The sequence below is a fragment of the Microbispora sp. NPDC046933 genome (assembly GCF_040644635.1).
Lineage (GTDB): Bacteria > Actinomycetota > Actinomycetes > Streptosporangiales > Streptosporangiaceae > Microbispora.
The window spans coordinates 1-25,904 of sequence record NZ_JBEYWW010000006.1; the positions used below are offsets into that span (position 1 = coordinate 1).

Annotated in this window: 28 protein-coding genes and 1 pseudogene; 9 read left to right on the top strand and 20 right to left on the bottom strand. The window is 71.0% G+C overall.

Features of this window, described 5'->3' with window-relative positions; translation table 11 throughout:
• Positions 1-41 precede the first annotated feature (41 nt).
• The 5 genes from ABZ857_RS09530 to ABZ857_RS09550 all read right to left on the bottom strand — a co-directional run bounded on the left by ABZ857_RS09530 (position 42) and on the right by ABZ857_RS09550 (position 4,493).
• On the bottom strand, positions 42-440 hold the full coding sequence (locus tag ABZ857_RS09530; protein WP_357040216.1) for an NUDIX hydrolase: 399 nt from the start codon (positions 438-440) through the stop codon (positions 42-44).
• Positions 441-872: 432 nt separating this feature from the next.
• Positions 873-1,976, bottom strand: a complete 1,104-nt coding sequence (locus tag ABZ857_RS09535; protein WP_357040219.1) for a tyrosine-type recombinase/integrase — start codon at positions 1,974-1,976, stop codon at positions 873-875.
• Positions 1,977-2,028: 52 nt separating this feature from the next.
• Positions 2,029-2,496, bottom strand: coding sequence for a ribosomal protein L7/L12 (locus tag ABZ857_RS09540; protein ID WP_357040222.1), 468 nt, complete (start codon positions 2,494-2,496; stop codon positions 2,029-2,031).
• Positions 2,497-2,542: 46 nt separating this feature from the next.
• Positions 2,543-3,493: a DUF2218 domain-containing protein gene (locus ABZ857_RS09545; protein ID WP_357040225.1), complete on the bottom strand. Its 951-nt coding sequence runs from the start codon at positions 3,491-3,493 to the stop codon at positions 2,543-2,545.
• A 109-nt stretch (positions 3,494-3,602) separates the two neighbouring features.
• Positions 3,603-4,493, bottom strand: a complete 891-nt coding sequence (locus tag ABZ857_RS09550; protein ID WP_357040228.1) for an aminoglycoside phosphotransferase family protein — start codon at positions 4,491-4,493, stop codon at positions 3,603-3,605.
• Positions 4,494-4,566: 73 nt separating this feature from the next.
• Between ABZ857_RS09550 and ABZ857_RS09555 the strand changes: the two genes are divergently transcribed.
• The 3 genes from ABZ857_RS09555 (at position 4,567) to ABZ857_RS09565 (ending at position 6,532) form a co-directional block, all read left to right on the top strand.
• The gene (locus tag ABZ857_RS09555; protein WP_357040231.1) at positions 4,567-5,472 is read left to right on the top strand and encodes an aminoglycoside phosphotransferase family protein; all 906 of its coding nucleotides are present in this window, start codon (positions 4,567-4,569) and stop codon (positions 5,470-5,472) included.
• A 76-nt stretch (positions 5,473-5,548) separates the two neighbouring features.
• Positions 5,549-6,025: an ATP-binding protein gene (locus tag ABZ857_RS09560; protein WP_357040234.1), complete on the top strand. Its 477-nt coding sequence runs from the start codon at positions 5,549-5,551 to the stop codon at positions 6,023-6,025.
• 87 nt (positions 6,026-6,112) lie between these two features.
• Positions 6,113-6,532 carry an ester cyclase gene (locus ABZ857_RS09565; RefSeq protein WP_357040237.1) on the top strand — a complete coding sequence of 140 codons (420 nt, stop codon included), beginning with the start codon at positions 6,113-6,115 and terminating at the stop codon, positions 6,530-6,532.
• A gap of 68 nt (positions 6,533-6,600) precedes the next feature.
• On the opposite strand, the gene ABZ857_RS09570 is transcribed toward ABZ857_RS09565, so the two are convergent.
• The 4 genes from ABZ857_RS09570 to ABZ857_RS09585 all read right to left on the bottom strand — a co-directional run bounded on the left by ABZ857_RS09570 (position 6,601) and on the right by ABZ857_RS09585 (position 11,376).
• The gene (locus tag ABZ857_RS09570; protein ID WP_357040239.1) at positions 6,601-7,137 is read right to left on the bottom strand and encodes a group II truncated hemoglobin; all 537 of its coding nucleotides are present in this window, start codon (positions 7,135-7,137) and stop codon (positions 6,601-6,603) included.
• A gap of 68 nt (positions 7,138-7,205) precedes the next feature.
• Positions 7,206-8,528 carry an alpha/beta fold hydrolase gene (locus tag ABZ857_RS09575; RefSeq protein ID WP_357040242.1) on the bottom strand — a complete coding sequence of 441 codons (1,323 nt, stop codon included), beginning with the start codon at positions 8,526-8,528 and terminating at the stop codon, positions 7,206-7,208.
• A gap of 125 nt (positions 8,529-8,653) precedes the next feature.
• Positions 8,654-9,331: a response regulator transcription factor gene (locus tag ABZ857_RS09580; protein ID WP_357040246.1), complete on the bottom strand. Its 678-nt coding sequence runs from the start codon at positions 9,329-9,331 to the stop codon at positions 8,654-8,656.
• Positions 9,304-11,376 (bottom strand): histidine kinase, encoded by a 2,073-nt coding sequence (locus ABZ857_RS09585; protein ID WP_357040249.1) that lies wholly within the window; start codon positions 11,374-11,376, stop codon positions 9,304-9,306. The genes ABZ857_RS09580 and ABZ857_RS09585 overlap by 28 nt, the downstream gene beginning before the upstream one ends.
• Before the next feature lie 516 nt (positions 11,377-11,892).
• On the opposite strand from ABZ857_RS09585, the gene ABZ857_RS09590 reads away from it, so the two are divergent.
• Entirely contained in the window at positions 11,893-12,318 is a 426-nt protein-coding gene (locus tag ABZ857_RS09590) for a VOC family protein (protein WP_357041040.1), read from the top strand.
• 132 nt (positions 12,319-12,450) lie between these two features.
• Positions 12,451-13,020 (top strand): tyrosine-protein phosphatase, encoded by a 570-nt coding sequence (locus tag ABZ857_RS09595; protein WP_357040252.1) that lies wholly within the window; start codon positions 12,451-12,453, stop codon positions 13,018-13,020.
• 79 nt (positions 13,021-13,099) lie between these two features.
• Here ABZ857_RS09595 and ABZ857_RS09600 read toward each other — a convergent pair whose 3' ends face one another.
• Complete coding sequence (locus ABZ857_RS09600) at positions 13,100-13,333, bottom strand: hypothetical protein (protein WP_357041111.1); 234 nt, start codon at positions 13,331-13,333, stop codon at positions 13,100-13,102.
• Positions 13,334-13,348: 15 nt separating this feature from the next.
• Here ABZ857_RS09600 and ABZ857_RS09605 point away from each other — a divergent pair.
• A pseudogene (locus ABZ857_RS09605) lies at positions 13,349-14,028 on the top strand (transposase).
• A 268-nt stretch (positions 14,029-14,296) separates the two neighbouring features.
• Here ABZ857_RS09605 and ABZ857_RS09610 read toward each other — a convergent pair.
• The 9 genes from ABZ857_RS09610 to ABZ857_RS09650 form a co-directional block, all read right to left on the bottom strand.
• Positions 14,297-15,745 (bottom strand): MmgE/PrpD family protein, encoded by a 1,449-nt coding sequence (locus ABZ857_RS09610; RefSeq protein WP_357040255.1) that lies wholly within the window; start codon positions 15,743-15,745, stop codon positions 14,297-14,299.
• On the bottom strand, positions 15,742-16,500 hold the full coding sequence (locus ABZ857_RS09615; protein ID WP_357040258.1) for an ABC transporter permease subunit: 759 nt from the start codon (positions 16,498-16,500) through the stop codon (positions 15,742-15,744). The genes ABZ857_RS09610 and ABZ857_RS09615 overlap by 4 nt, the downstream gene beginning before the upstream one ends.
• Positions 16,501-16,577: 77 nt before the next feature.
• The gene (locus tag ABZ857_RS09620) at positions 16,578-17,384 is read right to left on the bottom strand and encodes an ABC transporter permease subunit (RefSeq protein ID WP_357040261.1); all 807 of its coding nucleotides are present in this window, start codon (positions 17,382-17,384) and stop codon (positions 16,578-16,580) included.
• Positions 17,381-18,229: an ABC transporter ATP-binding protein gene (locus ABZ857_RS09625; RefSeq protein ID WP_357040264.1), complete on the bottom strand. Its 849-nt coding sequence runs from the start codon at positions 18,227-18,229 to the stop codon at positions 17,381-17,383. The genes ABZ857_RS09620 and ABZ857_RS09625 overlap by 4 nt, the downstream gene beginning before the upstream one ends.
• A gap of 2 nt (positions 18,230-18,231) precedes the next feature.
• On the bottom strand, positions 18,232-19,251 hold the full coding sequence (locus ABZ857_RS09630; protein WP_357040267.1) for an ABC transporter substrate-binding protein: 1,020 nt from the start codon (positions 19,249-19,251) through the stop codon (positions 18,232-18,234).
• Positions 19,252-19,255: 4 nt separating this feature from the next.
• Complete coding sequence (locus tag ABZ857_RS09635) at positions 19,256-19,792, bottom strand: hypothetical protein (protein WP_357040270.1); 537 nt, start codon at positions 19,790-19,792, stop codon at positions 19,256-19,258.
• Complete coding sequence (locus ABZ857_RS09640; protein WP_357040273.1) at positions 19,789-21,057, bottom strand: aconitase/3-isopropylmalate dehydratase large subunit family protein; 1,269 nt, start codon at positions 21,055-21,057, stop codon at positions 19,789-19,791. Before ABZ857_RS09640 ends, ABZ857_RS09635 begins: the two co-directional genes overlap by 4 nt.
• Positions 21,050-21,919, bottom strand: a complete 870-nt coding sequence (locus ABZ857_RS09645) for an isocitrate lyase/PEP mutase family protein (protein ID WP_357040276.1) — start codon at positions 21,917-21,919, stop codon at positions 21,050-21,052. The genes ABZ857_RS09640 and ABZ857_RS09645 overlap by 8 nt, the downstream gene beginning before the upstream one ends.
• Positions 21,916-22,728, bottom strand: coding sequence for an IclR family transcriptional regulator (locus tag ABZ857_RS09650; protein WP_357040279.1), 813 nt, complete (start codon positions 22,726-22,728; stop codon positions 21,916-21,918). The genes ABZ857_RS09645 and ABZ857_RS09650 overlap by 4 nt, the downstream gene beginning before the upstream one ends.
• A gap of 209 nt (positions 22,729-22,937) precedes the next feature.
• Here ABZ857_RS09650 and ABZ857_RS09655 point away from each other — a divergent pair, with 209 nt between their 5' ends.
• Positions 22,938-24,536: a long-chain fatty acid--CoA ligase gene (locus ABZ857_RS09655; protein ID WP_357041044.1), complete on the top strand. Its 1,599-nt coding sequence runs from the start codon at positions 22,938-22,940 to the stop codon at positions 24,534-24,536.
• A 143-nt stretch (positions 24,537-24,679) separates the two neighbouring features.
• On the opposite strand, the gene ABZ857_RS09660 is transcribed toward ABZ857_RS09655, so the two are convergent.
• The gene (locus ABZ857_RS09660; RefSeq protein WP_357040282.1) at positions 24,680-25,138 is read right to left on the bottom strand and encodes a nuclear transport factor 2 family protein; all 459 of its coding nucleotides are present in this window, start codon (positions 25,136-25,138) and stop codon (positions 24,680-24,682) included.
• Positions 25,139-25,167: 29 nt separating this feature from the next.
• Here ABZ857_RS09660 and ABZ857_RS09665 point away from each other — a divergent pair, with 29 nt between their 5' ends.
• Both ABZ857_RS09665 and ABZ857_RS09670 read left to right on the top strand, forming a co-directional pair.
• The gene (locus ABZ857_RS09665; protein ID WP_357041047.1) at positions 25,168-25,452 is read left to right on the top strand and encodes a transposase; all 285 of its coding nucleotides are present in this window, start codon (positions 25,168-25,170) and stop codon (positions 25,450-25,452) included.
• Between the two features lie 13 nt (positions 25,453-25,465).
• Positions 25,466-25,726 carry a hypothetical protein gene (locus ABZ857_RS09670; RefSeq protein ID WP_357040285.1) on the top strand — a complete coding sequence of 87 codons (261 nt, stop codon included), beginning with the start codon at positions 25,466-25,468 and terminating at the stop codon, positions 25,724-25,726.
• Positions 25,727-25,904 lie beyond the last annotated feature (178 nt).

Sequence of the window (25,904 nt, forward strand, 5' to 3'; positions counted from 1 at the left end):
GACCGACGTTGGCGCGTCGGTCATGCATGAGACCTACATGATCATCGGGAAGGTACACCCCTTCCCTGAAGATCCACAGGTTCTAAGCATTGCTCGGGTGCGACGTGCGCGGTGTAGAGGGCCGCGTACTCGACGCGCCGCTCCGGGCCGAGGACGAAGCGTGCATGTCCGGCGAACACGAGGCTGGTGACATCCAGGCCGGTCTCTTCCCGCAGCTCTCGCATGGCCGCTTGGCGTGGTGTCTCGCCTGGGTCGACCATGCCGCCGGGCAGTTCCCAGCACTGGCGTAGGTGGTTGAAGGCCAGCAGCAGCCGCTCGTCGTTCCACACTGCCACCAGCGCCAGTGGCGTGGGCCCGTCCTCGAAGTGCGTCTCCTCCGCGACCGCGTGGAAAGTGGTCAGAAGGTTTCCGGCTTCATCGGCGGCGAGAACATCGCCCATCTCTCGTCCTCCATGCACTCAGCGCCAGCCACCACGTATGGGTGAGACTAACGACGGGATGCCTCATGATCGGTGAGACTGCCTCAAGTCCGGTGAGACGGGACACCAGTGACGAGCGTGGAGGTCCACAAGTCCTAGGTGGACGTCTTCACCTTCCGCGACCTTCGTCCAGAAGTCGCCACTTTCCTGGAAAACCCCGACCGGACAGTACTTTTGGTGAGCCACAGGCTCTCTTTCGCATCACATGCGCTGCACGTCGTCGTCCTTGGTGAGCACGGACAGGTAGTTGAGGAGGGAACCCCGGAGGACGTGTCGGTAAGGGGAGGGACCTTCGCCTCTCTGCTGGCGGCCGCCCGGATGGAGATCGGTGGAAGCCGAGTGCAGGCCCGCGCGGTGGCGGCGCGTAGCGCCGCCCTTGATCTCTCAGAGCTGCTAAGGGGCTCCCTCATCGGGGGACCGGAGCGCGCCGTCCGGCCCGGACCGGCCGCGGCGGCGGCGCAGCAGCGGGTGCGACCCCATCGCGACCTCCAACTCCCCGGGCAGGTCATCCCGGTAACGGCCCAGCGTCGACAGATCGCTGTGCCCCAGCACCCGCCGTACCGCGTCCATGTCCGTGCCGTCCGCCAGCAGGTGCGTCGCGGTCGTGTGCCGTAACCCGTGCGGCGTCACCGTCCGGCGCCGGTCAGGATCCACCCGCCGCTGCACCCGGTCGATGACCGCCTGCACATCGCCCCGCGCCAGCCGCCTGCCCCGCCACGACAGCAACAGCGCCTTCTCGCCGTCCCCGCCCGGCCGCACCGCCAGGTACGCGTCGAGCGCCGCCGCCACGGCATCGGGCAGCGGAACGTCCCGGGTCCGCCCGCCCTTGCCGAAGATCCGCCAGTAACGCACCCCGTCGTTGGTGTAGAAGTCCTCCACGTTGGCCCGCACCAGCTCCGACACCCGCGGGCCCAGCGTGGTCAGCAGCAGCACCACCAGCGCGTCACGCACCTCCGTCCGCTGGTCGGCCCGACGGCGGCGCCCCCTGCCGGAACCCGCCGCCTCCACCGGCGGCGCGGCGGGGGAGCCGGCCGCCTCGATCAGGCCCTCGGCCTGCTCCCGCGTCAGCGCCCGGCGCTCCGGCCGCAGCCCGCCCCGCTCCCGCGCACGCACCGACGAGGCCGCCATCGGATCCAGATGCACCCATCCCGCCGACGTCGCGTGCCGGAACAACGCCGACACCGACCGGCGGAACCTCGCCTGCGACGCCGCGCTCTGCCCGGTGTCCTTCCCCGTGTCCTTCCCCCGGACGTCGCCCTTCTTACGCTCGTCGGGCTTGCGGGCGAACGCCAGCAGCACCGCGTCCACGTCCTCGCCGGTCAGGTCGTCCAGCACCCGGTCAGGCCCGGCCAGCCGCACGAACGTCGCCACGTCCCGCGCGTACACCTCGGCCGTGGCGCGTGACAGCGCACCGGTCACCGTCTTGGCCCGGACCAGCTCCACATAGCGGTCCCCGGCCTCCTGCACGGTCAGCCTGTTCACCTGTACGGGCAGCATGATCGACACCGTACCGAGCCGCACCGACAGCAAACGCCATGACGGCGGTCTCCTACGCCTCGCCGCCCCCCGGGCCCGCGGCGTCGATCGCGTCGACGAACCGCTCGGCCTCAGACTGGCCCATCCCCGTCTCCCCGCGCACCAGGAACACCGCCTGCTCGCCGCGTCCGGCCGCCTTCAGCTCCCGCACCCGCGACGCCAGATCGTGCCGCGCGTGCCCCGGCGCGACCGGCAGCGGCCGCCCGGAGGCCAGCGCCTCGGCCAGGTCCTTGGCCTCCTTCAGCCCCAGCCCGGTCTGCTCGCGGATCAGCTTGATCGCCTCGATCTGCTTGTTCTCGGCGTACAGCTCCCGCACCCGGTGCTGCAGGTCGGCCGAGACCGGCGGCAGCAGCCCGGGGCTGCGCCACGCCAGCGGCCCTGCGGGGCGGGCGCCGGCCCGCACGGCCGCGAGCGCCACACCGACAAACGCGATCACGATGACGGCGAGGACCAACACCTCAGCCGTGCCCAAGCCGAACATGCGGTGATCGTAAACCCCGAACCCCGGAACAGTCAGCCCTTCCAGGTCAGCCCACCCGGCGGGCGATCGTGACACCGTCGCGCACCGGCAGCATCACCGACTCCACCCGGCTGTCCCGCGCGATCGTCTCGTTCAGGCGCCGTACGGCCACCTGCGCGTCCCCCTGGAAGGCCGGGTCGAACACGCGCCCGCCCAGGAACACGTTGTCGAGCACGACCAGGCCGCCCGGGCTCAACCGCGTGACCACCTCCTCGTAGTAGTCCGGATAGCTCTCCTTGTCGGCGTCGATGAAGGCGAAACCGACGACCGGCTCGGCCGGAAGCCCGCGCAGCGTCTCCAGCGCCGGCCCGATCCGCAGGTCGATGCGGTCGGCCACACCCGCGCGCTCCCAGTAGTTCCTGGCGATCGACGTCCACTCCGTGCTCACGTCGCACGCCAGCAACCGCCCGTCCGGTGGCAGCCCCCGGGCGATGCAGATGGAGGAGTAGCCGGTGAACACCCCCACCTCCAGCGCCAGGCGGGCGCCCGACATCCGCGCCAGCATCGTCAGCAGGGCGCCCTCGTCGTGCGAGACCTGCATCCCGGCCGCGCCGCCCGTCTCCTCCCGCGTCCTGACCACCAGGTCCCGCAGCACCTCGTCCACCGGCGAGCAGTGCGTGAGCAGATAGTCGTCCACGACGGGGGACAGGGCCCACGCCGCGTCGCCCCCGACCGGCGGCGACCAGTCGACCACCAGTTCCTCCCGCGTGGCGAACCGCAGCAGGTGGCGGGTGACGACGTCCCGCACCCCGATCAGCGACTCCTCGCCCGCGGCGGTCGCGATCATCTCGAACCCGCCGGTGCACGGCCGCAGCACGCAGCGCCCGGACCCCAGGTCGATCACCGCCCGGCCGTCGCCGCCGAGCACGGCCTCCGCCTTGTGGCCCATGTGCGACACCAGCTGCCTGATGTAGCGGTCGGGCCTGTCCGTGGCGACGTACGCCGTCGAATGAGGCATCGGCTTCCTCCAGATGGATCAGACACGCGTGAACGACGAGACGACGACGGGGGAGCGCCCCGCCACACTCCCGCACGACCCCGACACACGGGAGCTACGTACCCTCGCTCTACCCCTCCGACGAAAGCGCCGCCGAGAACAGCACCCGATGACGCGCGATATGCGCACTGTCGGTGAGATACAGCAGATCGTGACCCTCCGCGACATGAGCGGCGAACGCCTCGTGACCCGCCCCGGCCTCCGCACGCATGTGGGCGACCAGATGCTCCAGCCGGGCCCGCGCGGTCTCCGTCAGCGCCTCCCGGTCCTCCACGCCCAGCCCGTAGGCGTCGGCGAACAGCCGCAGCCGCCGCGCCTGCTCCTCCACCCCGGGAGCGCTCTCGTCACGAGCGGGATCATGCAACGGCACGAACCGGTAGGCGGCATAGGCCACGTCCCACACCCGCGGCCCCGGATGCGCGGTGTCGAAGTCGATGAACGCCACCGGCCGCCCCTCACGGAAGACGCAGTTGTACGGCGCCACGTCACCGTGGCAGACGACCTCGGCCGGAGCGCGCGGCGGAAAGTACCACTCGGCGCCCTCCGGCGGCGCGAAGCCCACCGTCGCGTCGTGGTAGTCCCGCAGCAGCGCGCCGACACCGGCCAGCGCCTCATCCGCCATCGCGTACGGCGGCAGGGGATAGTCCGGCACCTCACCCGGGAGGAAATCCAGCACCTCCCGGCCCTCGCCGTCGCGCCCGTGGGCTCTCGGCGCGCCGCCGAACCCGGCCGCCGCCAGATGGCCCAGCAGAGCGTGCACCGCCGGCGTCCACCGGCGGGCGGGCCGGCGCACCGTGCCCCCGACCCGGACGACCCGGTTGATCCCACCCCCGGCCGGTTCCTCTTCGTCCATTCCGGTCCCGTCTGTTCCAGCGGAGCGTGCCCCGGCCGGACCGGCGAGCGCCGCGCGCGGCCCACCGGAGTCACGCCCCCCGGGATGGTGCCGGTCGTACTCCGCCATGCCGTGATCGTACGAGACCCGGCGGGCGGAAATCCCTTTGCGCCGACGGGGGACCGGCGGCGACACTCCCGACGTGGACGATCATCTGCCTCCGGACGGACGCGCCGGAATCCGCGCCGCACTAGTGAAGCGACTGATCGCCGCCCAGTTCCCGCAGTGGAGCGACCTGCCCGTGACACCGGTCGAGGCCGACGGCTGGGACAACCGCACCTACCGTCTCGGCGAGGAGATGACGGTCCGCCTCCCGACCGCGGCCGGCTACGCACCGGCGGTGGACAAGGAGCACCGATGGCTGCCGATCCTCGCGCCGTCGCTGCCGGTCGCCGTCCCCGAACCGCTGGCCAAGGGCGCGCCGGGGGAGGGATATCCGTTCCCCTGGTCGATCCGAAGGTGGCTGGAGGGCGAGACCGCCGCCACCGGCCGCATCGACGACCTGCCCGCGTTCGCCGTCTCGGTGGCCGAGTTCCTCCTCGCCCTGCAGCGCGCCGACGCGACGGACGGACCGCGCGCCGGTGCGCACAGCTCCTACCGCGGCGTCTCCCCGGCCCACTACGACGACGAGACCCGCCGCGCCCTGGCCGCGCTGGACGGCCGTGCGGACACCGCGCGGGCGACGGCCGTGTGGGACGCCGCGCTGAAGGCGACCTGGCAGGGGAGGCCGGTGTGGTTCCACGGCGACCTCGCGAGCGGAAACCTGCTGGTCAGGGAGGGGAGACTGACCGCCGTCATCGACTTCGGGACCTCGGGTGTGGGCGACCCCGCGTGCGACCTCGTGATCGCGTGGACGATGTTCACGGGGGAGAGCAGGCACGCCTTCCGCGCGGCCGTACGCCAGGACGCCGCCACCTGGGCCCGGGCCAGGGGATGGGCGCTGTGGAAGGCGCTGATCGTCCTGACCCAGGTGATCGACAGGGACGAGGCACAGGCCGCCGTCCAGCTCCACGTGATCGACCAGATCCTGGCCGACCACGACACCTGACCCGTGCGACACCCCGTGCCCCCACCGGAACGTCACGGGGGGAGGATGAGGTATGACCCCGGCACAATCCACGGCCATGACGAGCAGGGAGGTCGCCGTCCTCGTCGGCCTGCAGGCGTCGGGCAAGACCACCTTCTACCGGCAGCACCTGGCGGCCACGCACGACCACGTCAGCAAGGACAACTGGCCGAACGCCCGGCACCGGCAGCGACGCCAGCTCCGGGTCATCGCCGAGACGCTGCTGGAGGGGCGGAACGTGGCCGTGGACAACACCAATCCCTCCCCAGAGGAGTGGGGCCCGCTCGTCGTCGCGGCGAAGGAACACCACGCCCGGGTGGTGGCCTACTGGTTCCCTCCCGACCTCACCGCGTCCCTGGACCGCAACGCGCGGCGACCCGGCCGTGCCCGGGTGCCCGAGGTCGGCGTCCACGCCACGGTGAAACGCCTCCGCCGCCCACGCCCGTCGGACGGGTTCGACGCGGTCCACACGGTGACCTTCGACGGCCAGGGCGGCTTCACCGTACGAGACGAGGACGACCCCGGCGGGCAATGACTGTGAACAACCTCCGGCAAAGACTGCGGAGGGAGCGACAGGCGGCCGCGTTCTGAGGGCATCCACCGGTAGGGGAGGACGGACATCGTGGGCGAAGCCCGCCAGGTGCGCGACAGGTACAACGCCGCGTTCAATGCGCATGACATGGACGCGCTGCTCGGCACGGTCAGCCCGGACGGGGCGTTCCTCACCCCCGAAGGCATGGCCGAGGGCCGTGAGCAACTGCGCTCCTACCTGGAGGAGTTCTGGGCGGCCTTCCCGGACCTGCACACGGTGGTCCTGGAGTCGTTCGACGTCGGCGACATGACGGTAGACGAACTGGTGCTGATCGGAACCCACAAAGGGCCCTACATGGCCCCCGGCGGCAGGGTGGTTCCACCGACGGACCGCCCGCTGTATCTCCGCTGCTGCTATGTCTGCACGATCGAGAACGGGCTGATCGTCAGCCTGCGCCTCTACTTCGACCAGCTGGAGCTGCTGTCCCAGCTCGGCGTGCCGCTCGTGTGAAGACTCGCACAAACGCCCGGTCACTGCCCGGTTGGCGGGGGGCACCGACCTCCCGCCAACCGGGCAGATCACGAGGTAGGGGAGTAGGGCGGGGCCACGCCCCAGCCCCACCGGGGAACGGGGGCCTGCTGCGGAGGGCGGGCACCGGGCTGGGAGTTGGCGAAGGCGAGGCGGGTGCCCCACTCGATGTAACTCGCGAAGGCCGCGCGGAACTCGGGGTCCGTCGGCAGGCCGACCACGTCGGCGGCGTCCATGAGGAGGTTGACCCAGCGGCGGCGCTGAGGTTCGGTGATGCCCTTCCCAAGGTGCTGGACGAGCATGTGGTGGTAGCCGCCCCGCTCGTCGGTGTAGCGCGACGGGCCGCCGAAGACCTCCGCCAGCCACATCGCGACGTACCTGGGGTGTCCCGGGTCCATATGGGCGAAGAGGGGGCCGATCAGGTCGTCCTTGAGAACCTGTTCGTAGAACGTCTCGGTGAGCCGCTCGAACGCCTCGATGCCGCCCGCCCAGTCGTACAGGCTCGGAACCGAGGAGCCGGTGCCGCGCACCGCGGTGCGCTCGTAGTGCCGCATCTCCTCGATCTGCCGGACGTACGGTTTGATCACGGAGTAACACTTCTTCGAAAACCCTGCGAAGACATCGAACGGGGCAGCCTCTTCTTGTCCCCGGTAGGTCATGAGCGTCCGGCAGGCGGGGTGGCGGCGGTGTAGGGCGGGAGCGGGAGGCGGTCGCCCAGCAGGAAGGCTCGCACCAGGGCGAGATAGACGGCCGGCTGGTCCACGGCGATGCCGTGACCGGCGTGGGGGACGTAGACCAGGGTCGAGTTGGGCAGGGTGCGCCGGTAGTCGTAGGTGACCTGCCAGTCCTTGTAATCGCACTCGCCGCGCATCACCAGCGTCGGAACGGTCACGGCGCGCAGGCGTGGACGCGGGTCGGGGAGGGTTTTCGCGTCGGCGATCGTCATCTGGTTGACGTAGAAGCCGGGGCGGTTGGCCGGGAGCGACGCCGGTGGACGGCCGGGGCACTGCGCGGCGGACAGCGAGGCGCCCAGGATCCGGCGGAAGCGCTCGTCGGCCTCCTGGTCCCCGAGCAGAGCGTGGGCGGCGGACGGGTTCACCTCGGCCAGCAGCTGGGCCGTCAGCATACGGGGGCTGGAGGCGAGGCTTTCGGCCTGCGCGCGCTGACGTGGGGAGAGCCGGTCCCACAGTTCACCACTGTCGCGTCCGCTGAACGCCCCATACCACAGGACGCCCGGTGAGCTCAGCACGGCCTTGGCCACGCGGTCGGGGTGCGCGGCCAGGTAGTGTCCGGCCAGCTCGCCGCCCCACGACTGCCCGATCAGGATGATCTTGTCGGCGCCCACCCGGCGGCGGATGGCCTCCAGGTCGGCGACCTGCCGTTCGACCGTGTATCCGCGGATGTCGGAGAGCCGCGTCGAGCGTCCCGAGCCGAGCTGGTCGTAGGCGTACACCTCGAAGCCGTCGGCCGCCAGCGCGCGCCCGGCAGGGGAGATTCCGTCGTTGGCGGTCCCGGGGCCGCCGTGCAGGAACACCACAGGCGCCGGACGGGGCCTGCCGACGGCGGGGACGTGGCTGTAGGCGATGCGGGAGCCGGTCGGCAGGTCCCAGTACCGGACGTCGGAACCGGCAGGCGGGTCCGCGGGACGCGGCATCGGCCGGAACAGGAGGATCCCGGCCCCCGCGCCGAACACGACGGTGGCGACGGCGGCGGCCAGGACGGCGGGCCGCCGGCCGCCGGACGACGACGTCCGCCGCGTACGCCGCGTACGCAGGGGGCCGAACAGCGCGAGGCCCGCCCAGCACAAAAGGAAGAAGGTCGCGAAGAACGCCGCAAGAGCCGCCGCGACCAGCACCGGGACGAGCGCGGTCGCGAAAGCCGCGCCGAAGAAGGCGGCCAGGGCCGCGACGACCGCCGCGACCAGCGCCACCACGATCACGAGCACACCGCCGGCGCGCCGGAGGAAGATCATTGCCATGCCGTCCAGGCTAGGTACGCCATTCGCGCCGTTCCTCCTGCGGGAAGACGAACCGCGCGGGACCCACGCCCCACCGGACGGCGGGGGCCCTTCCCCGCTGAGCGGCGGGGGCGACCGAGGGCCCGTCAGCGCATACCTGGACGGACCAGCCCCGTCTCGTAGGCGGCGATCGCGGCCTGGACGCGATCACGCACGTTCAGTTTGCGCAGGATCACCGCCACATGGTCCTTGACGGTGGCCGGGCTCAGGGACAGCTCCCGGGCGATCTCGGCGTTGCTGCGTCCGCGCGCGATCTGGACCAGGACCTCGCTCTCCCGCCGGGTCAGCGCCGCCAGCGGCGCGGAGTCGGGCGAGCCGCCGGACGCGGCGTAGTGGTCGATGAGCCGCCGGGTGACGGCCGGGTCGAGAAGGGCGTCCCCGGCGGCGACGACCCGGACGGCATCGACGACGCGTTGCGGCTCGGCGGTCTTGAGCAGGAAGCCGGACGCTCCGGCGCGCAGCGCGCCGAACACGTACTCGTCCAGGCCGAAGCTGGTGAGCAGCAGGACCCGCACCTCGGGCGCCGCGGCCGTCACACGCGCGGTCGCCGCGACGCCGTCCAGGCCGGGCATGCGGATGTCGAGCACCGCGACGTCCGGGCGCAGGTCGAGGGCCTGCCGCACGGCCGTCTCGCCGTCGCCGCACTGGTCGACCACCCGCAGCCCGGGCTCGGCGGCGAGAACGGCGGCGATGCCCGCGCGGACGATCGGCTGATCGTCGGCGACCGTCACGCGGATCACCTCGGGTCGGTCTGTGGGAGCCACACCCGCACCGTACCGCCGGCGGCGACGCTCAGCGTGCCACCCGCCGCGTCGATCCGGTCCCGCAGTGAGCGCGGCACGCCGGGGGAGCCGGGGCGGCGCGGGCCGATCGTCAGATCCAGTCCGTCCGGGCCGTGGTGGAGGGCGATCGGCGTCTCGTCCTCGATGAGCGCCTCGACGGTGCGGTAGGCGGTCACCTCGGCGGACGCGGGCAGGGGGCGGACGGGGCCGGTCACGCGCAGGGCGGCGCGGTGGCGCGCGGCGAGCGTGCGGAGCCCGGCCAGGGTGGGTGGCGGGTCGTCGTCGGCGGGTGCGGCGCGCAGCTCGGTGACCAGGTCCTGCATGACGAGCATCGCCGCCCGCGACCGCATCAGGACGTCCTGGAGGTCCTCGCGTCCGGCGGCCGAGACCGCGGCATGGACGTGGGCGCGTGCGGTGCCGCGCAGGCTCCGGACCAGCCGCGTCCGCTCCTCGTGCGCGGCCGTGGCCGCGTGGTGGCCGACGGCCCGGTGCAGCGCGGTCCAGGCGTTGGTTCCGGCGCGCCGCCGCCGTCCCGCACGCAAGCCGAAGGCCCAGCAGACCAGGACGGGCACGAGCGCCGCCGCGGTGAAGACCGCCCAGGCGATCGAGCGGTGCGCCACGCCGTCGCCGGCCAGCGCCGCCCCGGCCACGGCGGCCACCACGAGCGGCACCGGCCAGCTTCCGGCCACGGGACGCCGCGCTCTCGACGCTGCCGCGTGGACCAGCACCAGATCCGCCCACCAGCACCACAGCAGTACGTCGGTTCCGTGGGGCGGCGTCCAGCCGCGGTGCTCGCACAGCAGCCACCCCAGCACGACGGCGCAGGCCGCCACCGCCGCCGCACGCGGGGCGCTGCGCCGCCATGCCAGCGGCGCGGCGTGGGCGGCAAGCACCCCGGCCAGCAGCGCGTCGGCCGCGGAGGATCCACTGAACGCGTCCGGCCCTCCGACGGGGATCAGGCATGCTCCCAGGGGCAGCGCGAACGCCAGGACCACGAGCGCGGCGTCGGCGGAGGCCCGCCCCCACAGCCGCGGCCAGACGCTGGGCGCGATCGTGCCCGGCCGCCGTCCGGCGGCCGGCACCCGCACCGACGGCTCCCCGGCAGCGCCTGGAAGCGACATCCGGACGAGCCACCCACCCTCGTGCGGGCCCGCGTCCAGCCGTCCCCCCGCCTCGGCCACGGCACGCCGCAGAGTGTCCAGCCCGGTACCGGTGCCGAGGCCGTCGCCGGCCGCCGTCCCGCCGCTGTCCCTCACCTCGACGAGGAGGACGTCGCCGTCGGCGTCGACTCGTGCCCGCACAGTGGCGCCGACGGCGTACCGGGCGGCGTTGGTCAACCCTTCCCTGAGTACGCGATAGGCGAGCGCCGCACCTTCCCGGGTGACGACCCGGACGCCGCGCCGGTAGTCGGCCCGCGCGAACGCGGCGGCGAGGGCGTCCAGCTCATGCACGCTGCGTGCGGGGTCGAGCGACGCACCGAGAGCGTCGAGTTCCGCCAGCGCGGCGCGTCCGGCCTCCGCCGCGTGGCGCAGCGCCGCCGCCCGCAGCTCCGGGTCGTCCAGACGGAGCGCGGCACCGGCCGTCACCACGACCCCGGTGAGACGGTGCCCGACCACATCGTGCAACTCGGCGGCGAACCGCGCCCGCTCGGCCCGCGCCGCGTCGCGCGGGACCGCCGCCGCGTGCCGCAGGAACTCCCGGCGGCCCCGCCGGGCGGCCGCGCGGCGGCGGCGTGCACGGCCCGCCATCCGGATCCCCGCGCCCACCCCCAGCGCGAGGACGCCGCCCGCCGCCGTCACACGCGCCGGCGCGCCACCCCAGGCGACCAGCAGCACCGCGACGGCCGTGACCACGCCCATCGCGGACAGCGAGACGCCCGATGTCTGTGCGCGCGCCACAGCGAACAGCAGCGCCGAGACCGCAACGACCAGGGCCGGTATGGCCAGACCGCCCATGACGCCGAGATGCGCTACGGCACTGATCACCATCGTTCTCCAGCTGCGGCCCTCGGCATGCAGGGTGAACATCCTTCCCAGGGGTCGGGGCCGGCGAGGGCCGCCGCGGCGATCTCGTCAAGGGCTGCCGGCCGCTGGGGGAGGGCTGCCATGCCGCCCATCATACGAAGGTGAGGGGCCCCTCAAATTCGTGACCCGGAGGCGATGGACGTGCTGCATCCGGCGATTGACGCGGTCGGCGCAGTGCTGCCCGGCATGGTCGAGAGGGGACGGCGGGCTGCTGTTCGCCGGCGGGCTGAGTGCCGTCATGCCGGCGCCGGCCACGGCATGGCCTGCCTCGCAGTCGACCGCTACACCGGACAGAATGTTGCTTCTGTCCGGTATAGGACTACCTATGACTCTTTGTCATGTAAGGGGGGCCTTTGTCGTACCAGAGGAGGGGCGAGAGCGTTCTCGTTCGGCGATGTGGGCGCCCAGAAGGAAAATCCTGTAAGCCGGGTGTCGAGAATGCGGCACCGGCTCCGTCTCAGGTGCACCAGGGGCCACGACGGGCCGAGACAAAGGAGGATCACCATGACGATTCAGCGGATGGACAACGTCGGCATTGTCGTCGACGATCTTGAGGCCGCCATTGCGTTCTTCGTAGAACTCGGCATGGAGCTGGAGGGTAAGGCGCTGATCGAGGGGCCTTGGGCGGCACGCCTCGTCGGGCTCGACGACCAACGAGTCGACATCGCGATGATGCGGACCCCGGACGGCCACGGGCGGATCGAGCTGGCGAAGTACCACGCGCCGACGGCGATCAGCGGCGTGCCGGAGGACGCCCCGGCGAACACGCTGGGCATTCGCCGCATCATGTTCGCCGTCGACGACATCGACGACGTCATCGCCCGCCTGCGCACCCACGGCGCCGAACTCGTCGGCGAGGTGGTGCAGTACAAGGACGCCTACCGGCTCTGCTACATCCGCGGCCCCGAGGGCATCGTCGTCGCACTGGCCGAGCAGACCGACTGACGGCCTCGTCACGGCAACAGCGCAGAGATGGTGTCAGGTGCACCTCGAAGGGCGTTCCGAAACTCCGGGCCATCCGCCCTTCGGGCCCCTTCAGGAGTTGCTCGATAATGAACATTATGTCAAGTTGGCTCCTTGGCCCCGCTCCTCCCTACGATCACCGACCTGCTGGACGACGAGCGCCGGGGTGACATGGCCCCTCGCCCTGACGGCCTGTGCGTCGTCTGCCTGCCGCTCGACGACTTGGGCGACGTCGCGTTCTGGGAGAACCTGCGCGACAGCGGGCTCCACGGGACTCCGCTGTATTACCGGCAGTTCCCGGAGCGCAAGCCGGAGCGGTGCGCGGCGGTCGTCTCCGCCGTCGTCCGGGCGCGGCCGGGCGGGGTGCTGGTGCACTGCGGGATCGGGCGGGACAGGACCGGGCTGGTCGTGCTACTCCTGCTCGCCCTGGCCGGTGTGGGCGCCGGAGGACATCGCGGCCGACTACGACCGCGGCTACTCCCCCTGTTCACCCTGCTGCGGATCGACGACCAACTGCGGGCGATACAGGACATCCTGCCCTGCGAGCAGGCCACCTCCAGGGCCGCCGTGCTGGTGACCCTGAAGGGAGATTCGGCGCACCTACGCCGTGGAGGGGTGCGTGAGGAGGATCTGGCGGCGGTGCGGCACCGTCTGTGCACGCGGCCGATGCCGTCGGTCACGTAGCGTGACCACTCCCCTCTCCCCCGTTGTTCAGCCGGTCGGGCCAGCATGCCATGGCGTCCCGGTTTCTGCTGAGGCACCGTCAGGCGCTGAGGGTGCGGCGCACCCAGGCGTCGCGGGCCACGGTCCGCACAAATTCGGCGTAGGCGTCCTTCACCGGGGCCGGATCGGGCTGTTCCGGGGCGAGGCGGTAGTCATGGACGTACTTGTTGGCGCCGCTGACCTGCTCGCCGAACTCGAACTCCACGCCGGCCGCCCCGGCCGCTTCGCGTGCGCCGCCCGGCAGGGGCTCGCCTCCGACCCCTACGCCGAGCATCTGTGGCGGGCGCCGATGCGGGCCGAGTACACGGGCCTCGACCCCGTCAAAGGCCTGCTCAGCGCTGGCTCGAACGTCTCCGCAAGGGATGAGACTGCGGTGCACAATCTTGATGCCCCTCGCCTGCTGCACAGTGCCCGCTGGGACGCCGAGGCCGTCCGCGACGACGTCTGCGGCTATGTGAGCGAACGCCTCGGCGCGGGTGGTGCCCTGATCGTCGACGAGCCCGGCTTCCTCAAGAAGGGCCTTGGATCGGCCGGGGTGCAACGCCAGTACACCGGTATGGCCGGCCGGATCGAAAGCAGCCAGGTCGGCGTGTTCTTGGCCTATGCCACCCCGCGCGGCGGGCCTTGATCGATCACCGTCTCTACCTGCCCGAGCACTCCTGGCTGGCCGACCAGTCCCGCTGCCGTTCCGCCGGTGTACCGAACGAGACCGCCTTCGCCACCAAACCCGCACTGGCCGCGCAGATGAGCCGCATCCCAGCCCGACGGCGACGACGAGCATCTCGCCCTGACGATGCCCGAGATCCGCCGCTTGCTGGCCGCCCTCACCCGACACGGCCGGACCGAGGAGATCCTGCACTGGTCACACTGGCGACGCCGCCATCAAGCCACCGCCCGCCGATGCCACTACCAGCGCAGATCCCAACCATGATCTCAAAGTGTCACTGGAGTACTAGCGGGCCACGGTAACAGAGCGGCTCGGCCTGTCGGCGAGCTTGATCCCCGCTTTCTCCGCATAGGTGCGGCCGCACCGTCGGTCCGCAGTTCCGCGGGAGGAGCCGAGCGTCGTGCCTGCGCCGAGCTGCAGGGCGTGGGCACTACGCCCGGCTCGTAGAGGCCAGATGGTGACCCCCGCGCTCTAACGCATCTTCCTGCTGACCGCCTTCGCGTCCCTGGAAACCGGCGTCATCCACATTCTCCGAACGCTGGACAATGAACAGGGCAGTTGTTGGGCCGGTCAGAGGCCGATGTTCAGGTTGTGCGCCGGTCGGGCCAGCAGCTCCACCAGTTCCGTCACGTCGTCGAGGTCGTCGAGGCCCAGCACTAGGCTCTCGATGCGCTGCCAGGTCGTGGGCGGGGTCACGTCCGCCGTCAGGGTGCGGGACTTGGTGACGATGTCGGCGTTGCTCAGCGGGTTGGTCAGGCCGCCTCGGGGGCCGGCCACCTCGGTGGTGTGCTGACGCCCGGAGCGGGTGGTGATGGTGACGCGGGCGCGGGTCAGGTTTTCGCGGGTGGCGTCGAAGGCGGGCTCGTGGTGGACCTGGATGCGGGACAGCAGGTCCCAGACGTCGGTGCTCTCGATGCGGGCGCGGGTGAACTGGCGGGGGAGGATCTCGCCGTCGAGCAGTGCCACGGCCACGGCGTAGCCGATGTTCATCTGGGCGCCGATCGTTTCCAGGGGCGGTTCGAGGGGGGTCCACCAGCCGTGGTGGTAGACGGCCTCCGAGACCCAGACGTCGATGGCGGCGACGTCGGGGGCGCGCAGGCCGGTGTCGCGCAGGTGGAGCACGCAGTCGGCGGGGGCGTGCGTGCCGCCCATCGCCGCATACGCCTTCACCGCGATGGTCTCGGTCTGCCAGGTGTCGCCGAGACCGGCGGTGATCTGGGCGGGCTGCGGGTCGTGGCCTTCGCCGAAGGTGGACAGAAAACCGCCGTAGTCGCGTTCGTAGACGCGCTTGATCCCGGTGTAGCCGGCGGCGGCGAGTCCGGCCGCGTAGTAGCCGTTGCGCGCCGCGAATCCGTGGTGCATCCGCTTGGACATCGCCTCGTACTGGGCGGCCATCAGGCCGCCGGACTGGGTCGCGGCGAGGCCGAGGGCGTCCTCGAACTGGGCGGCGGTGAGGCCGCGGAGCACGCCGGAGGCCGCCGCGCTGGCGTGGGTTCCGAAGACCGCGCCCGAGTGCCAGCCGCGGGTGAGCATCTGGCCGCCGTGCAGGGCGAGGCCGACGCGGGGGCCGACTTCGAAACCGGCGATCACAGCGGTGAGCACGTCGCGGCCGGTGCGGGGGCCGACGCCGCCGAGGGTGGCCAGCACGCTGGGCAGCACCAGCGAGTTACTGTGCAGGGGCGCCTGCGGGTGGTAGTCGTCGAGTTCGAATCCCTGGATGAAGGTGCCGTTGAGCAGGCACGCGGCCGGGGCCGGCAGCGTGGTGCCCCATCCGATGACGAGGGAGTCGCCGGTGCCGTCCAGGCGGCGCACGGCCTCGACGGCGGTTCGCGACCAGGGCAGCTTCGCGCCCACCAGGGCGCAGGCCACGCCGTCGAGGGCCAGGTGCGCGGCGCGTCGCCGTACCCGCTCGGGGACCTGGTCGGCGGTCAGGCGGCTCAGCCAGGTGGCCAGCCGGCCGGTGACCCCGGCGGGGTCGGTGGGTTGTGCCTGCGGCCGGGTCGGCTGGGTGGTGGTCATCGGGCTCCTCCAAAGCGTCGGTGGACTTGTCGCTCCAGCGCCTGGAGCAGCAGGGTCGGGATGAGGGCAAGGGCGGCGATGAGGATCACTTCGCCCACGATCCGCTCCATCCGGACGAGGGTGACGTTGCGCAAGATCTCGAAACCGAGTCCCGAAGATCCCGAGAACATCTCGGCGAGCAGCAGTCCCAGGAAGGTCAGGCCGAAGGTGAGCCGCAGACCGGTCGCCAGGGCCGGCAGCACGCTGGGCACCACGATCTGCCAGAGCAGCCGCGGCAGGCTCAGGCGCAGGACAGCGGCCAGTTTCAGGTGCACCCGGCTGACCGCGGCCGTCGCCTCGACCACGATCAGGAACATCGGCAGCACCCCGGACACGAAGGCGAAGGTGCCGCGGCCGAGGTCGCCGATCCCGGCGAACAGCAGAAAGATAGGGTAGAGAGTAATTTTAGGAATGCTGTTGACGGTGTAGACGACCGGCAGCACGGCCGAGGTCCAGAACGCGCTCAGCCCGAGCGACATGCCAGCCACGGTGCCGACGACCGCCGCCGCCAGGTAGGCGCTGGCGAGGGCGCGGAGCGTGGTCGCGATGCTCGTGACGAAGCGCTCCAGGCCCAGTTCGGCGCCCAGGCTGGTCACGGCCTCGACCGGTGTCGGGAACACGGCGCTGCCGGCGATCAGCGCGCCGATCCACCATACGGCGACGAGCGCGGCGCCGAGCAGGATCGGCGGGGCCGCCGCCGAGACGAGCCGTCGCATGCGCGTTGCGACCGAGGGTTGTCCGGACGGCGCGGGCGGTCGGCGCAGGCGGGTGGAACGCCCGGTGGCGGGGGCGGTCATCGACGCCGCCAGTCGAACCGGGACAGGACGCCGCCGAGTACCAGGTTGGCGAGCAGCGCGAACGCGACGACGAACAGAACTCCCGCGTACATGACAGGGGTGTCGAAGCTGTTGTACGCCGTGGCGATGGTCCGGCCGAGGCCGTGCGGCGCGAGGATGAACTCGCTGGCCAGTACGGCGATCACGGTGTACGCCAGCCCCAGCTTCAGGCCGGCGAGGATGTCGGGTAGCGCCGAGGGCATGAGCACCAGCCGGAAGTGCTGCCCGCCGGTGAGGCGCAGCGAGGCCGATAGCTTCCGGGCGATGGGCGGGACGCTGTCGAAACCGGTCACCGCGTGAGAGATGATCACGACCACGCTGAACGCGGTGGCCAGGAGGATCACCGGCACGACGCCGGTGCCGAAGAAGACGACGAGGATGGGATAGAGGGCGAAGGTGGGGATGGAGTAGAACACGTTGAAGTAGGGCTGCAGCGCGGCCCGGCACCAGCGCAGCCGTACCATGGCCCAGGCCGTCGCGACGCCGATGACCGCGGCGAGGGCGAAGCTCGCCACGATGGTGAGCAGGGTGCGGACCAGTTCGCCGACCAGGAACTCCCGATCGCCCAGCAGTTCGCCCGCCTGGCGGACCATGTCGGTCACCGGCACCAGGTCCACGGCGGACACGGCGCCGGAGCGCGCGTAGAACTCGATGCCGAGCAGGAGCACGGCGACGATCACGACCGTCCAGCCGGCGGCGGGCAGGCCGGCCACCCGCCGCGCGGGCGGCCGCGCGTACCGGGGAACGACGGACTTGGTCCTCATGGCGCGGCCTCCATCGCAGCGGCGGCCTCTCGGCGGATGTGCGTCCAGATCCGTTCCTGCGCGGCGACCGCGCCGGGGGCGGACAGCACGTCGTGCGCGCGGGGGCGCGGCAGGTCGATGGCGATCTCGTCGATGAACCGTCCCGGGCGGCGGCTCATCACCAGCACCCGGTCGGACAGCAGGACCGCCTCCTGGATGCTGTGCGTGATGAACAGGACGCCGCACCCGATCCGTTCGACCACACGGAGCAGTTCGACCGCCATGATCAGCCGGGTCTGCTCGTCCAGCGCGCCGAACGGTTCGTCCGCGAGGATCAGGTCGGGTTCGGTGGACATCGCGCGGGCCATCGCGACCCGCTGGCGCATCCCGCCGGAGAGTTGCTGTGGGTAGTGGTCGCCGAAGCCGCTCAGGCCGACCACGTCGAGCAGTTCGCGGGCGCGGGCCCGCCGGGTGCGCTTGTCCACGCCCCGCGCCTGCAGCGCGAACGCGATGTTGTCGATCACGGTACGCCAGGGCAGCGTGGCCGACTCCTGGAACACGATCGCGGTCCGGTCCCGGGGCGCGGTCAGCGGCTCGCCCGCCACCCGCACGGATCCGTCGGCCGGGTCCTGCAGGGCGGCGACGACCTCGAGGAGGGTCGACTTGCCGCAGCCGCTCGGGCCGACCACGGAGACGAACTCGCCGGGTTCGATCCGCAGGTCCACGGGCCCGAGCGCGTGCACCGCGCCGAACCGCTGCTCGACCGCGGCGACCTCGACGATGGGCACCCGAGCCGGTGGCGTCTGATCCGCAGGGCGCGCGGCCGGGGACGCGATGGTGGTGCGGTGGTCCACGTCGCCGGCCATCGCTACGCGCCCCCGCAGAAGGCGGGCAGCGTGCTGGAGACGCCCGCGGGCAGGAACGAGTCGTCGAAGACGGCGCAGACGTCGGCCTCGTTCCCGGTGAAACCGGAGGCCTTCATGGCCTTGACGGCGGTCTCAATCGCCGCCGCGTTGAATCCGGCGCCCCAGTTGCCGGCCGCCGCCGCCTCATTGACGATCTTGGTGGCGGCGTCGGGATCGATGTCGGTGTAGTCGGCGTAGAGTTTCCCGGCCTGTTCGGGGTTGCGCGCGATCCAGCCGACCGCCTCGTTGTAGCCGGCCACGACGGCCTTGACCACGTTCGGGTGGGACTTGGCGTAGTCGGGGGTGGTGGCGATGACGCTCTGCTGGAACGCCTTGAGGTAGTCGGCGCTGCTGACGATCTTGCGGTACGGCGCCGCGTTCTTGGTGATGACGGACGGGGGCACGACGGTGGCGTCGACGTCGCCGGCCTCCAGCAGGGCGATGCCCTCGCCGATGCCGCCGGTCTCCTTCCGGTTCACCCTGGTGTGCACACCGGCGACCTCGGGGAGCAGGTACGTCAGCGCCTGCGTGATGGACTGCGGCGAGCTGTAGCCCCAGGTCTTGATGTCGTTGATCGTGCGGATGGAGGTGTTCTTCGCCAGGGCGTAGAAGTCGATGCCGTAGACGCTCTGGGTGGCGCCGCCGACGACGGTGACGGCGGAGCCGGTCTTGGCGGAGTCGGCGACCGCTGTCAGCCCCACATCGGCGATCGGCAGGTCGCCGCTGCGCATGTTGCGGACGGTGGTGCTGCCGCCCTTGCCGGGCACGATCTGACTGATCTCCACGCCCCGGCCCTTGAAGAAGCCCTGGTCCTGGCCGACCAGCCAGGGGACCACGAAGGGCTCGGTGGCGTTGCTCACCGTTATCCCGATCTTGACGGGGCTGTTGACGTCGGCGTCGGAGCTCTGGCCGCTGCAGGCGGTGAGCACCAGAGCGGCGGTGGCGAGGGTGAGGGCCGCCGAGGCGGCTTTTGACGGGGGCATGGGGTCACTCCTTGGCGTCGGCGAGGCGTAGGTAGCCGCCGTCCTCGAGCTGATTGATCAGTCCTCCGCTGCGCAGCATCTGCATGATGAAGTCGGGGAACGGCGGGACGCGGTGCTCCTCCCGCCGGGTGTGGTTGGTGATCAGGCCCGCCTCGACGTCGATGCCGACGACGTCGCCCTCGGCGATCAGCGCCCGGGCGTCCGGCAGGGTGATCGCGGGCAGCCCGTAGTTGAGGGCGTTGCGCAGGAACAGTGAGTTGTACTGCTCGGCGACCAGCGCGGCCACGCCGAGGGCGACGAACAGTTCCGCCACCGCGCGGCTGGAGCCCAGCCCGAAGTTGCGGCCCGCGACGACGATGTCGCCGGGGCGGACCAGCGACGGCCACTCGGGGCGGGTCGCGTGGAACATGTGCCGCGCGGCCTCGTGCACCGGCAGCTTCATCGCGAACCCTGGGTACATGTCATCGGTGTTGATCTCGTCGCCGAAGACCCAGGCCCTGCCGCGGACCCGCAGCGCGCCGTGCGCCTGGCCGATTGTCATGCGGGGACCCCTTCGAGCGCGGCGGCGCCGGTGATCCTCCCGGCGATGGCGGAGGCGGCGACGGTCGCGGGCGAGGCCATGTAGACGGCGGCCTCGGTGCTGCCCATCCGGCCGCGGAAGTTGCGGGTGCTGGAGGTCACGCACACCTCGCCCGGCGCGAGCAGCCCCATGTGGTAGCCGAAGCACGCGCCGCAGGTGGAGTTCGTCACGACCGCCCCGGCCTCGATCAGGGTCGCGACGTAGCCGCGCCGGACCGCTTCGAGGTACACCTGCTGGGACGCCGGGGTGACGATCAGACGGACTCCGTCGGCGACCCGCCGACCCCGCAGCGTCTCGGCGGCCACCGCGATGTCGGAGAGCTGCCCGTTGGCGCAGGACCCGATGAACGCCTGGTCGATCCGGACGTCGCCGAGCTCGCCGACCGGCCGGGCGTTGTTGATGACCGTCCCCGGCAGGGCGACCATCGGCTGCACCAGGTCCAGGTCGAGGGTCCGCACCTCCGCGTACGACGCACCGTCGTCCGCGTGCTGCGGGGTGATCGGGGTGCCGGGCGCGACCTCGGCGAAGTGGTTCAGGCACACCTGGTCCGCGGGGAAGACGGCGAAGTCCGCTCCGATCTCCGCTACCTGGGTCGCGATCGTGCGACGGTCGGCCATGGGCACGGTGGCCAGCCCCGGCCCGCCGAACTCCAGGGCGTGGTCGGTGGCGTCCCCCCACCGGCCGGCGATGGTGAGGAAGATGTCCTTGCCGTTCACCCCGGGCGGCATGGTGCCGACCAGCTCGTAGCGGATCGCAGGCGGGACGCGATACCAGGTGCGCCCCGTGCACACCATCTGCAGGATCTCGGCGGGGCCGAGCCCGCGGGCCGCCGCGTTGAAGGCGCCGGCGGCGCAGGTGTGCGAGTCGGTGCAGGCCACGACCGTGCCCGGCCGCGCCAGGCCCTGCTCGGCGACGACCTGGTGCACGATGCCGTGCCGGCCGACATCGTAGAAGCGCCGGATGCCGTGCGTCCGGGCGAACGTGCGCGCCCGCGAGCCGTGCAGGGCGTCCCCGACCGTGGGCGCCGGGACCGCGTGGTCCATCACTATGGCGATCTTGTCCGGGTCGTGCACCCGCACGACGTCGGCCAGCCGGCTCTCCGCGAACTGGATGTCGATGACGATGGTCATGTCCACCGCGCAGGTGACGATCTGGCCGGGTGCGACATCGTCGAGTCCCGCGGCGCGGCCGAGAATCTTCTCGATCATGGTGTGCGGCTCAGCCATGCGTGGGCGCTCCCGCGTGCGTGGTGCCCAGGGACTGCCAGAACGGCAGGCCGAGGGAGTCGAACAGGGTCCGGGGCGAGGGCTGGTCCCCGGTGCCGAGGTCGCCCGAGCCGAGGCGGGCGAGCGACGCGCGGATGGCGCGGTCGGCGGCGGCCAGGCACGCGGCGGGCGCGATGACGATGCGGTAGCCCCACTCGCGCAGTTGCTCGGCCGTGACGGCGGGGGTCTTCCCACCCGGCACCAGGTTGAAGATCACTGGGACGCCGACGCCGCGGGGAATGGCCGCCACCTGCGCCACGGTCTGCGGCGCCTCCACGAAGATGATGTCGGCCCCGGCCTCGACGTACGCCTGAGCGCGGGCCATCGCCTCGTCCAGGCCGTGCACGGCGAGCGCGTCCGTCCTGGCGATAATCACCAGGTCCCCGGTGCGCGCCTCGACCGCCGCGCTGATCTTCTCAGCGAACTCGGCCCGGCCCACGACCTGCTTGTCGTCGAGGTGGCCGCACCGCTTCGGGAACACCTGGTCCTCGAGCTGGATCGCGGCGACGCCCGCCCGCTCGTACTCCCGGACGGTCCGCACCACGTTGATGACGTCGCCGAACCCGGTGTCGGCGTCGGCGATGAGGGGCAGCCCGCCGAGCTGGCGGGTGACGACCACGGCCTGGCCGGCCATCTCGGTCAGCGTGGTGAGGCCGATGTCGGGGTGGCCGACGGCCGACGCCGCGACCGCCGCGCCGGACAGGTACGCCGCGTCGAAGCCGGCCTCGCGGACCAAGGCCGCCGACAGCCCGTCGTACACGCCCGGGGCGATCAGCAGCCCCGGCTCGGCGAGGAGCTGCCGGAGCCGGGCCGCGGACGTCATCGGCCGGCCTCCTTCGGCGCGGCGGCCGCGGCGCGCTCGGCGGCCGTGGTCAGGTGTCCGGTGTACCCCAGCCGCTGCGAAATCGACAGGGCGGCGGCGCAGACCATCGGGACCATGCCCTCCGCCGCCTCCCGGCTCAGCCGGAACGACGGCGCGCCCACCGCCAGCGTGGCGACGATCAAGCCGTTCGCCCCCAAGATCGGCGCGGCCAGCGAGTTGAGACCGGCCTCGTTCTCCTCGGCCGCGAACGCCCAGCGCAGTTCGCGGACCGCGGCGAGCTCGTCACGGAGCCGGTCGGGATTGGTGATGGTCCGGTCGGTGAACCGGGCCAGGCCCCGGCGCAGCGCGGCGTCGAGCGCGGCCTCGTCGAAGGCCATGAAGACCTTGCCGGCGGCCCCCGCGTGCAACGGCCGCACCTGACCGACGTGACCCCGGTAGATGACCGAGAAGTTGGACAGCGCCACCGAGACGGCGACCCGGTTCGCCCCCTGGCGCACGTACACGCCGGTGGTCTCTCCGGTGTAGTCGCGGACCTGCTCCACCACCGGCCCGGAGACGGCGATCAGGTCCGAACCCGCGGTGGCCGGCGCCGTCCACACCAGCACTCGCAGGCCGAGCCGGTACTCGTCACCGTTGCGCTCCAGCAGCTCCTCCGCGACCAAGGTCTTCACGATGCGGGCCACCGTGGTGGGCGGCAGCCCGGTCAGTCGCCTCAGGTCGGCGATGCGCAGCCGCGGCTGGGCCGCGGTGAAGCAGTCGAGCACCTGGCACGCGCGCTCCAGCACGCGCACCGAGGAATCGTCGGGCATCTCTGCATGCTCCCCTCTCAAACCGATATACGGGTTAGGAAACCGCATAGTGGTGCGAGCGTAAGCATCGGTTAATGGGGTGTCAACCAGTCGTAACAGGGAAATTTCCGGCAGGCCGTCGAGTCTTGACGCCAGGTTCGTCGCTGCTCTAGCTTCCGCACACCGGTTTTGAGAACCGTAAAGCGGTCATGAACACACCTGGAGTCAGCGTGCACAACCTGTCGTCACTGCTGGAAGACAGCGCCAAGCGCTACCCGGAGCGCGATGCCATCGTTTTCGGCAACATCCGGCTGAGCTACGCCGAGGTGGACGCGCTGGCCTGCCAGGTCGCCAACCTGCTCGTAGAACGCGGCGTCCAGCCCGGGGACAAGGTGGCCCTGAGCTGCTCCAACCTGCCGCAGTTCGCCCAGATCTACTTCGGCATCCTCAAGGCGGGCGCCACGGTGGTGCCGCTCAACGTGCTCCTCAAGGCGCGCGAAGTGGCCTACCACCTGACCGACTCCGAGGCGAAGGCCTACTTCTGCTTCGAGGGAACCCCCGACCTCCCCACCGGCCGGGAGGGATATGCCGGATTCCGTCAGGCCGGCAGATGCGCGCACTTCGTCGCCATCACCACCGACGCGGTCGGCCTCGTCCTCGACGCCGACCCCGGCCACCCCATCGAGCGCCTGGACGACGCACTGCGCGAACAGCCCACCACCTTCGACACGGTGGCGACGGACGAGGACGACACCGCGGTGATCCTCTACACCTCCGGCACCACTGGGCAGCCCAAAGGCGCCGAACTGCGGCACCGCAACATGCGGGACAACGCCCTCGCCGCCCAGGCCCTGTTCGGGACCGACCCCGACAGGCCGGACACCTACCTGTGCGTCCTGCCGCTCTTCCACTCGTTCGGCCAGACCGTGATCCAGAACAGCGCGTTCGCCTTCGGCGGCACCATCGTGATGCTGCCCCGCTTCGCACCGCACGCGGCCCTGGACGCGATGACCGAACAGAAGGTCACCGTCTTCGCCGGCGTCCCCACCATGTACGTGGCCCTCCTGGAGGCGACCCGGGAACCCGTCCTCGCCGCCGAAGCCGACCCCATGGCCGAGCGGGCCGCCCCGGTGGCGGAGAACCTTCGCCTCGCCATCTCCGGCGGCGCGGCCCTGCCCGTCGAGGTACACCGCCGCTTCGAAGAGCGCTTCGGCGTCACCATCCTGGAGGGCTACGGCCTGTCCGAGACATCGCCGATCGCGAGCTTCGCTCGCTACGGCCGGCCGATACGCGTCGGTTCCATCGGCATTCCCATCCCCGGCGTGGAAATGAAGCTGCTCAAACAGGACAGCTGGGACGAACTCGACTGGACTCCCGACGCGGTCGGCGAGATCGCGATCAAGGGCGACAACGTGATGAAGGGGTACTACAAACGCCCTGAGGCGACCGCCGAGGCCCTCCGTGACGGCTGGTTCCGCTCCGGCGATCTGGCCAGACGCGACAAGGACGGCTGGTACTACATCGTCGACAGATCCAAGGACATGATCATCCGCGGTGGCTACAACGTCTACCCCCGCGAAATCGAGGAAATCCTGATGACCCACCCCGCCGTGTCCCTCGCCGCCGTGATCGGCGTCCCCCACGACACCCACGGCGAGGAGGTCAAGGCGTACGTGGTCCTCAAGCCCGGCTCCACTCTCACCGCCCCCGAACTGCGCGACTGGAGCAAAGCCCAGCTGGCCGCTTACAAGTACCCCCGAATCGTCGAAATCATCCCGTCCCTGCCCATGACCGCCACCGGCAAGATCCTCAAACGCGAACTGAGCTGACCGCCCGGGAGGCGATATCCGTTGGAGGCGACGCGCCATCGGGCTGGACCCGGTCGGGAAGCGGGTGCTGCTGGCCGACGGCGGATCCGCGCGGACGAACGCGCCGGTGGTGATACCCGTGCACGGCGAGGCGCACCGCGCGCTTAAATATCGCGTCCCATAGCTGCCGCGGCTGCCAGGACGTTGACGTAGTCGCGCAGATGGGCGATCTGCCCGTTGCGGGCGGTGAGCACAACGATGTTGGGAAGCGCGAACTCGCCGGTGGATGTGCTGGTTCCGATGGCCTCCTGCTCGACGACGATCGTTTCTGGATGGTCGGTGTCGTAGATGGCAAGGGTTCGGTAACGCTCGTACTTCAGCGGGGAGGCTTTCCACCCTGCGGCTATCCAGTTCACGATCTCGTCCCGGCCCTCAAGCCGGGACGGCACGCCTGGGCGTGTGAACGGAAACTCATGAACCGCGTCGACTGCGTACACACGGCTCATGTCATCGGCGGACTGGCTGATAGCGGCTTGGCGGAAACGCTCCAGAGGCGGGACGTTGAAGGAGTCCGAGAGCGAAGAGCTGGCGCGGCTGCGACGGGAGAAGGCCGAGCTGGTCAAGCAGCACGCCCGTGAGAAGGCGGCATGGGATAAGGAACGCGCTGAGCTGGAGGACGAGCGTGGTCCGATCCCGGACCTTGCGGCGGCAGTTGAACGGGGTGTTGTGGCGATTCCGCACGGGCAGTCCCTGGCGGGACTTGCCTGCAGAGTACGGGCCGTGGTCCACCCGCAACAAGACATACCAACAGGCCATCAATCATTCTCTGGCGCTTGGACAAAACGGTTACACGGGGTGGTGGGAGGTCCCTAATAAAGTGAGGCCGCGAGGGTCCGAAAGGTTCTTCGTGACCTCCACATCACCAATATCTCAGTGAAGGTCGTGCCTTAATGGATGTCAACAGAGTCCTGGTTCGCGCATTCGTAAGCATCGTCGTATCGATCGATTTAACGGACGATGAGGATATCGATCCGGATATCGCAACAGATATCCTTGAACCTGCTGCCGCCCTGTTCCGTGACCTCTCGGATGAGGGACGCCGGGAAGTTACTTCCCTGATTCTTGAGTGCGCCGAACTGGAAGATAACCCGGAGCGCAAGAGGGCGATTCTCGAGTTCCCGGAAGCTATCGGCCTTCTCGATGAAGACTGATCCAGGAGAGGTGAGGTGTAGCCTCTCTGCCCGATCCCGTAACCTTCACGCTGGATATCGGTAGCGAAGTTGAGCCCCGTCAGGTGCGTCCTGGCGGGGCTTCTGCGGTGGATGATCAGCCTCCGGCGTTCGCCCATTTTGTCCAGGCGACCAGGGCGTGAGTGTGTTCCGGCATCGT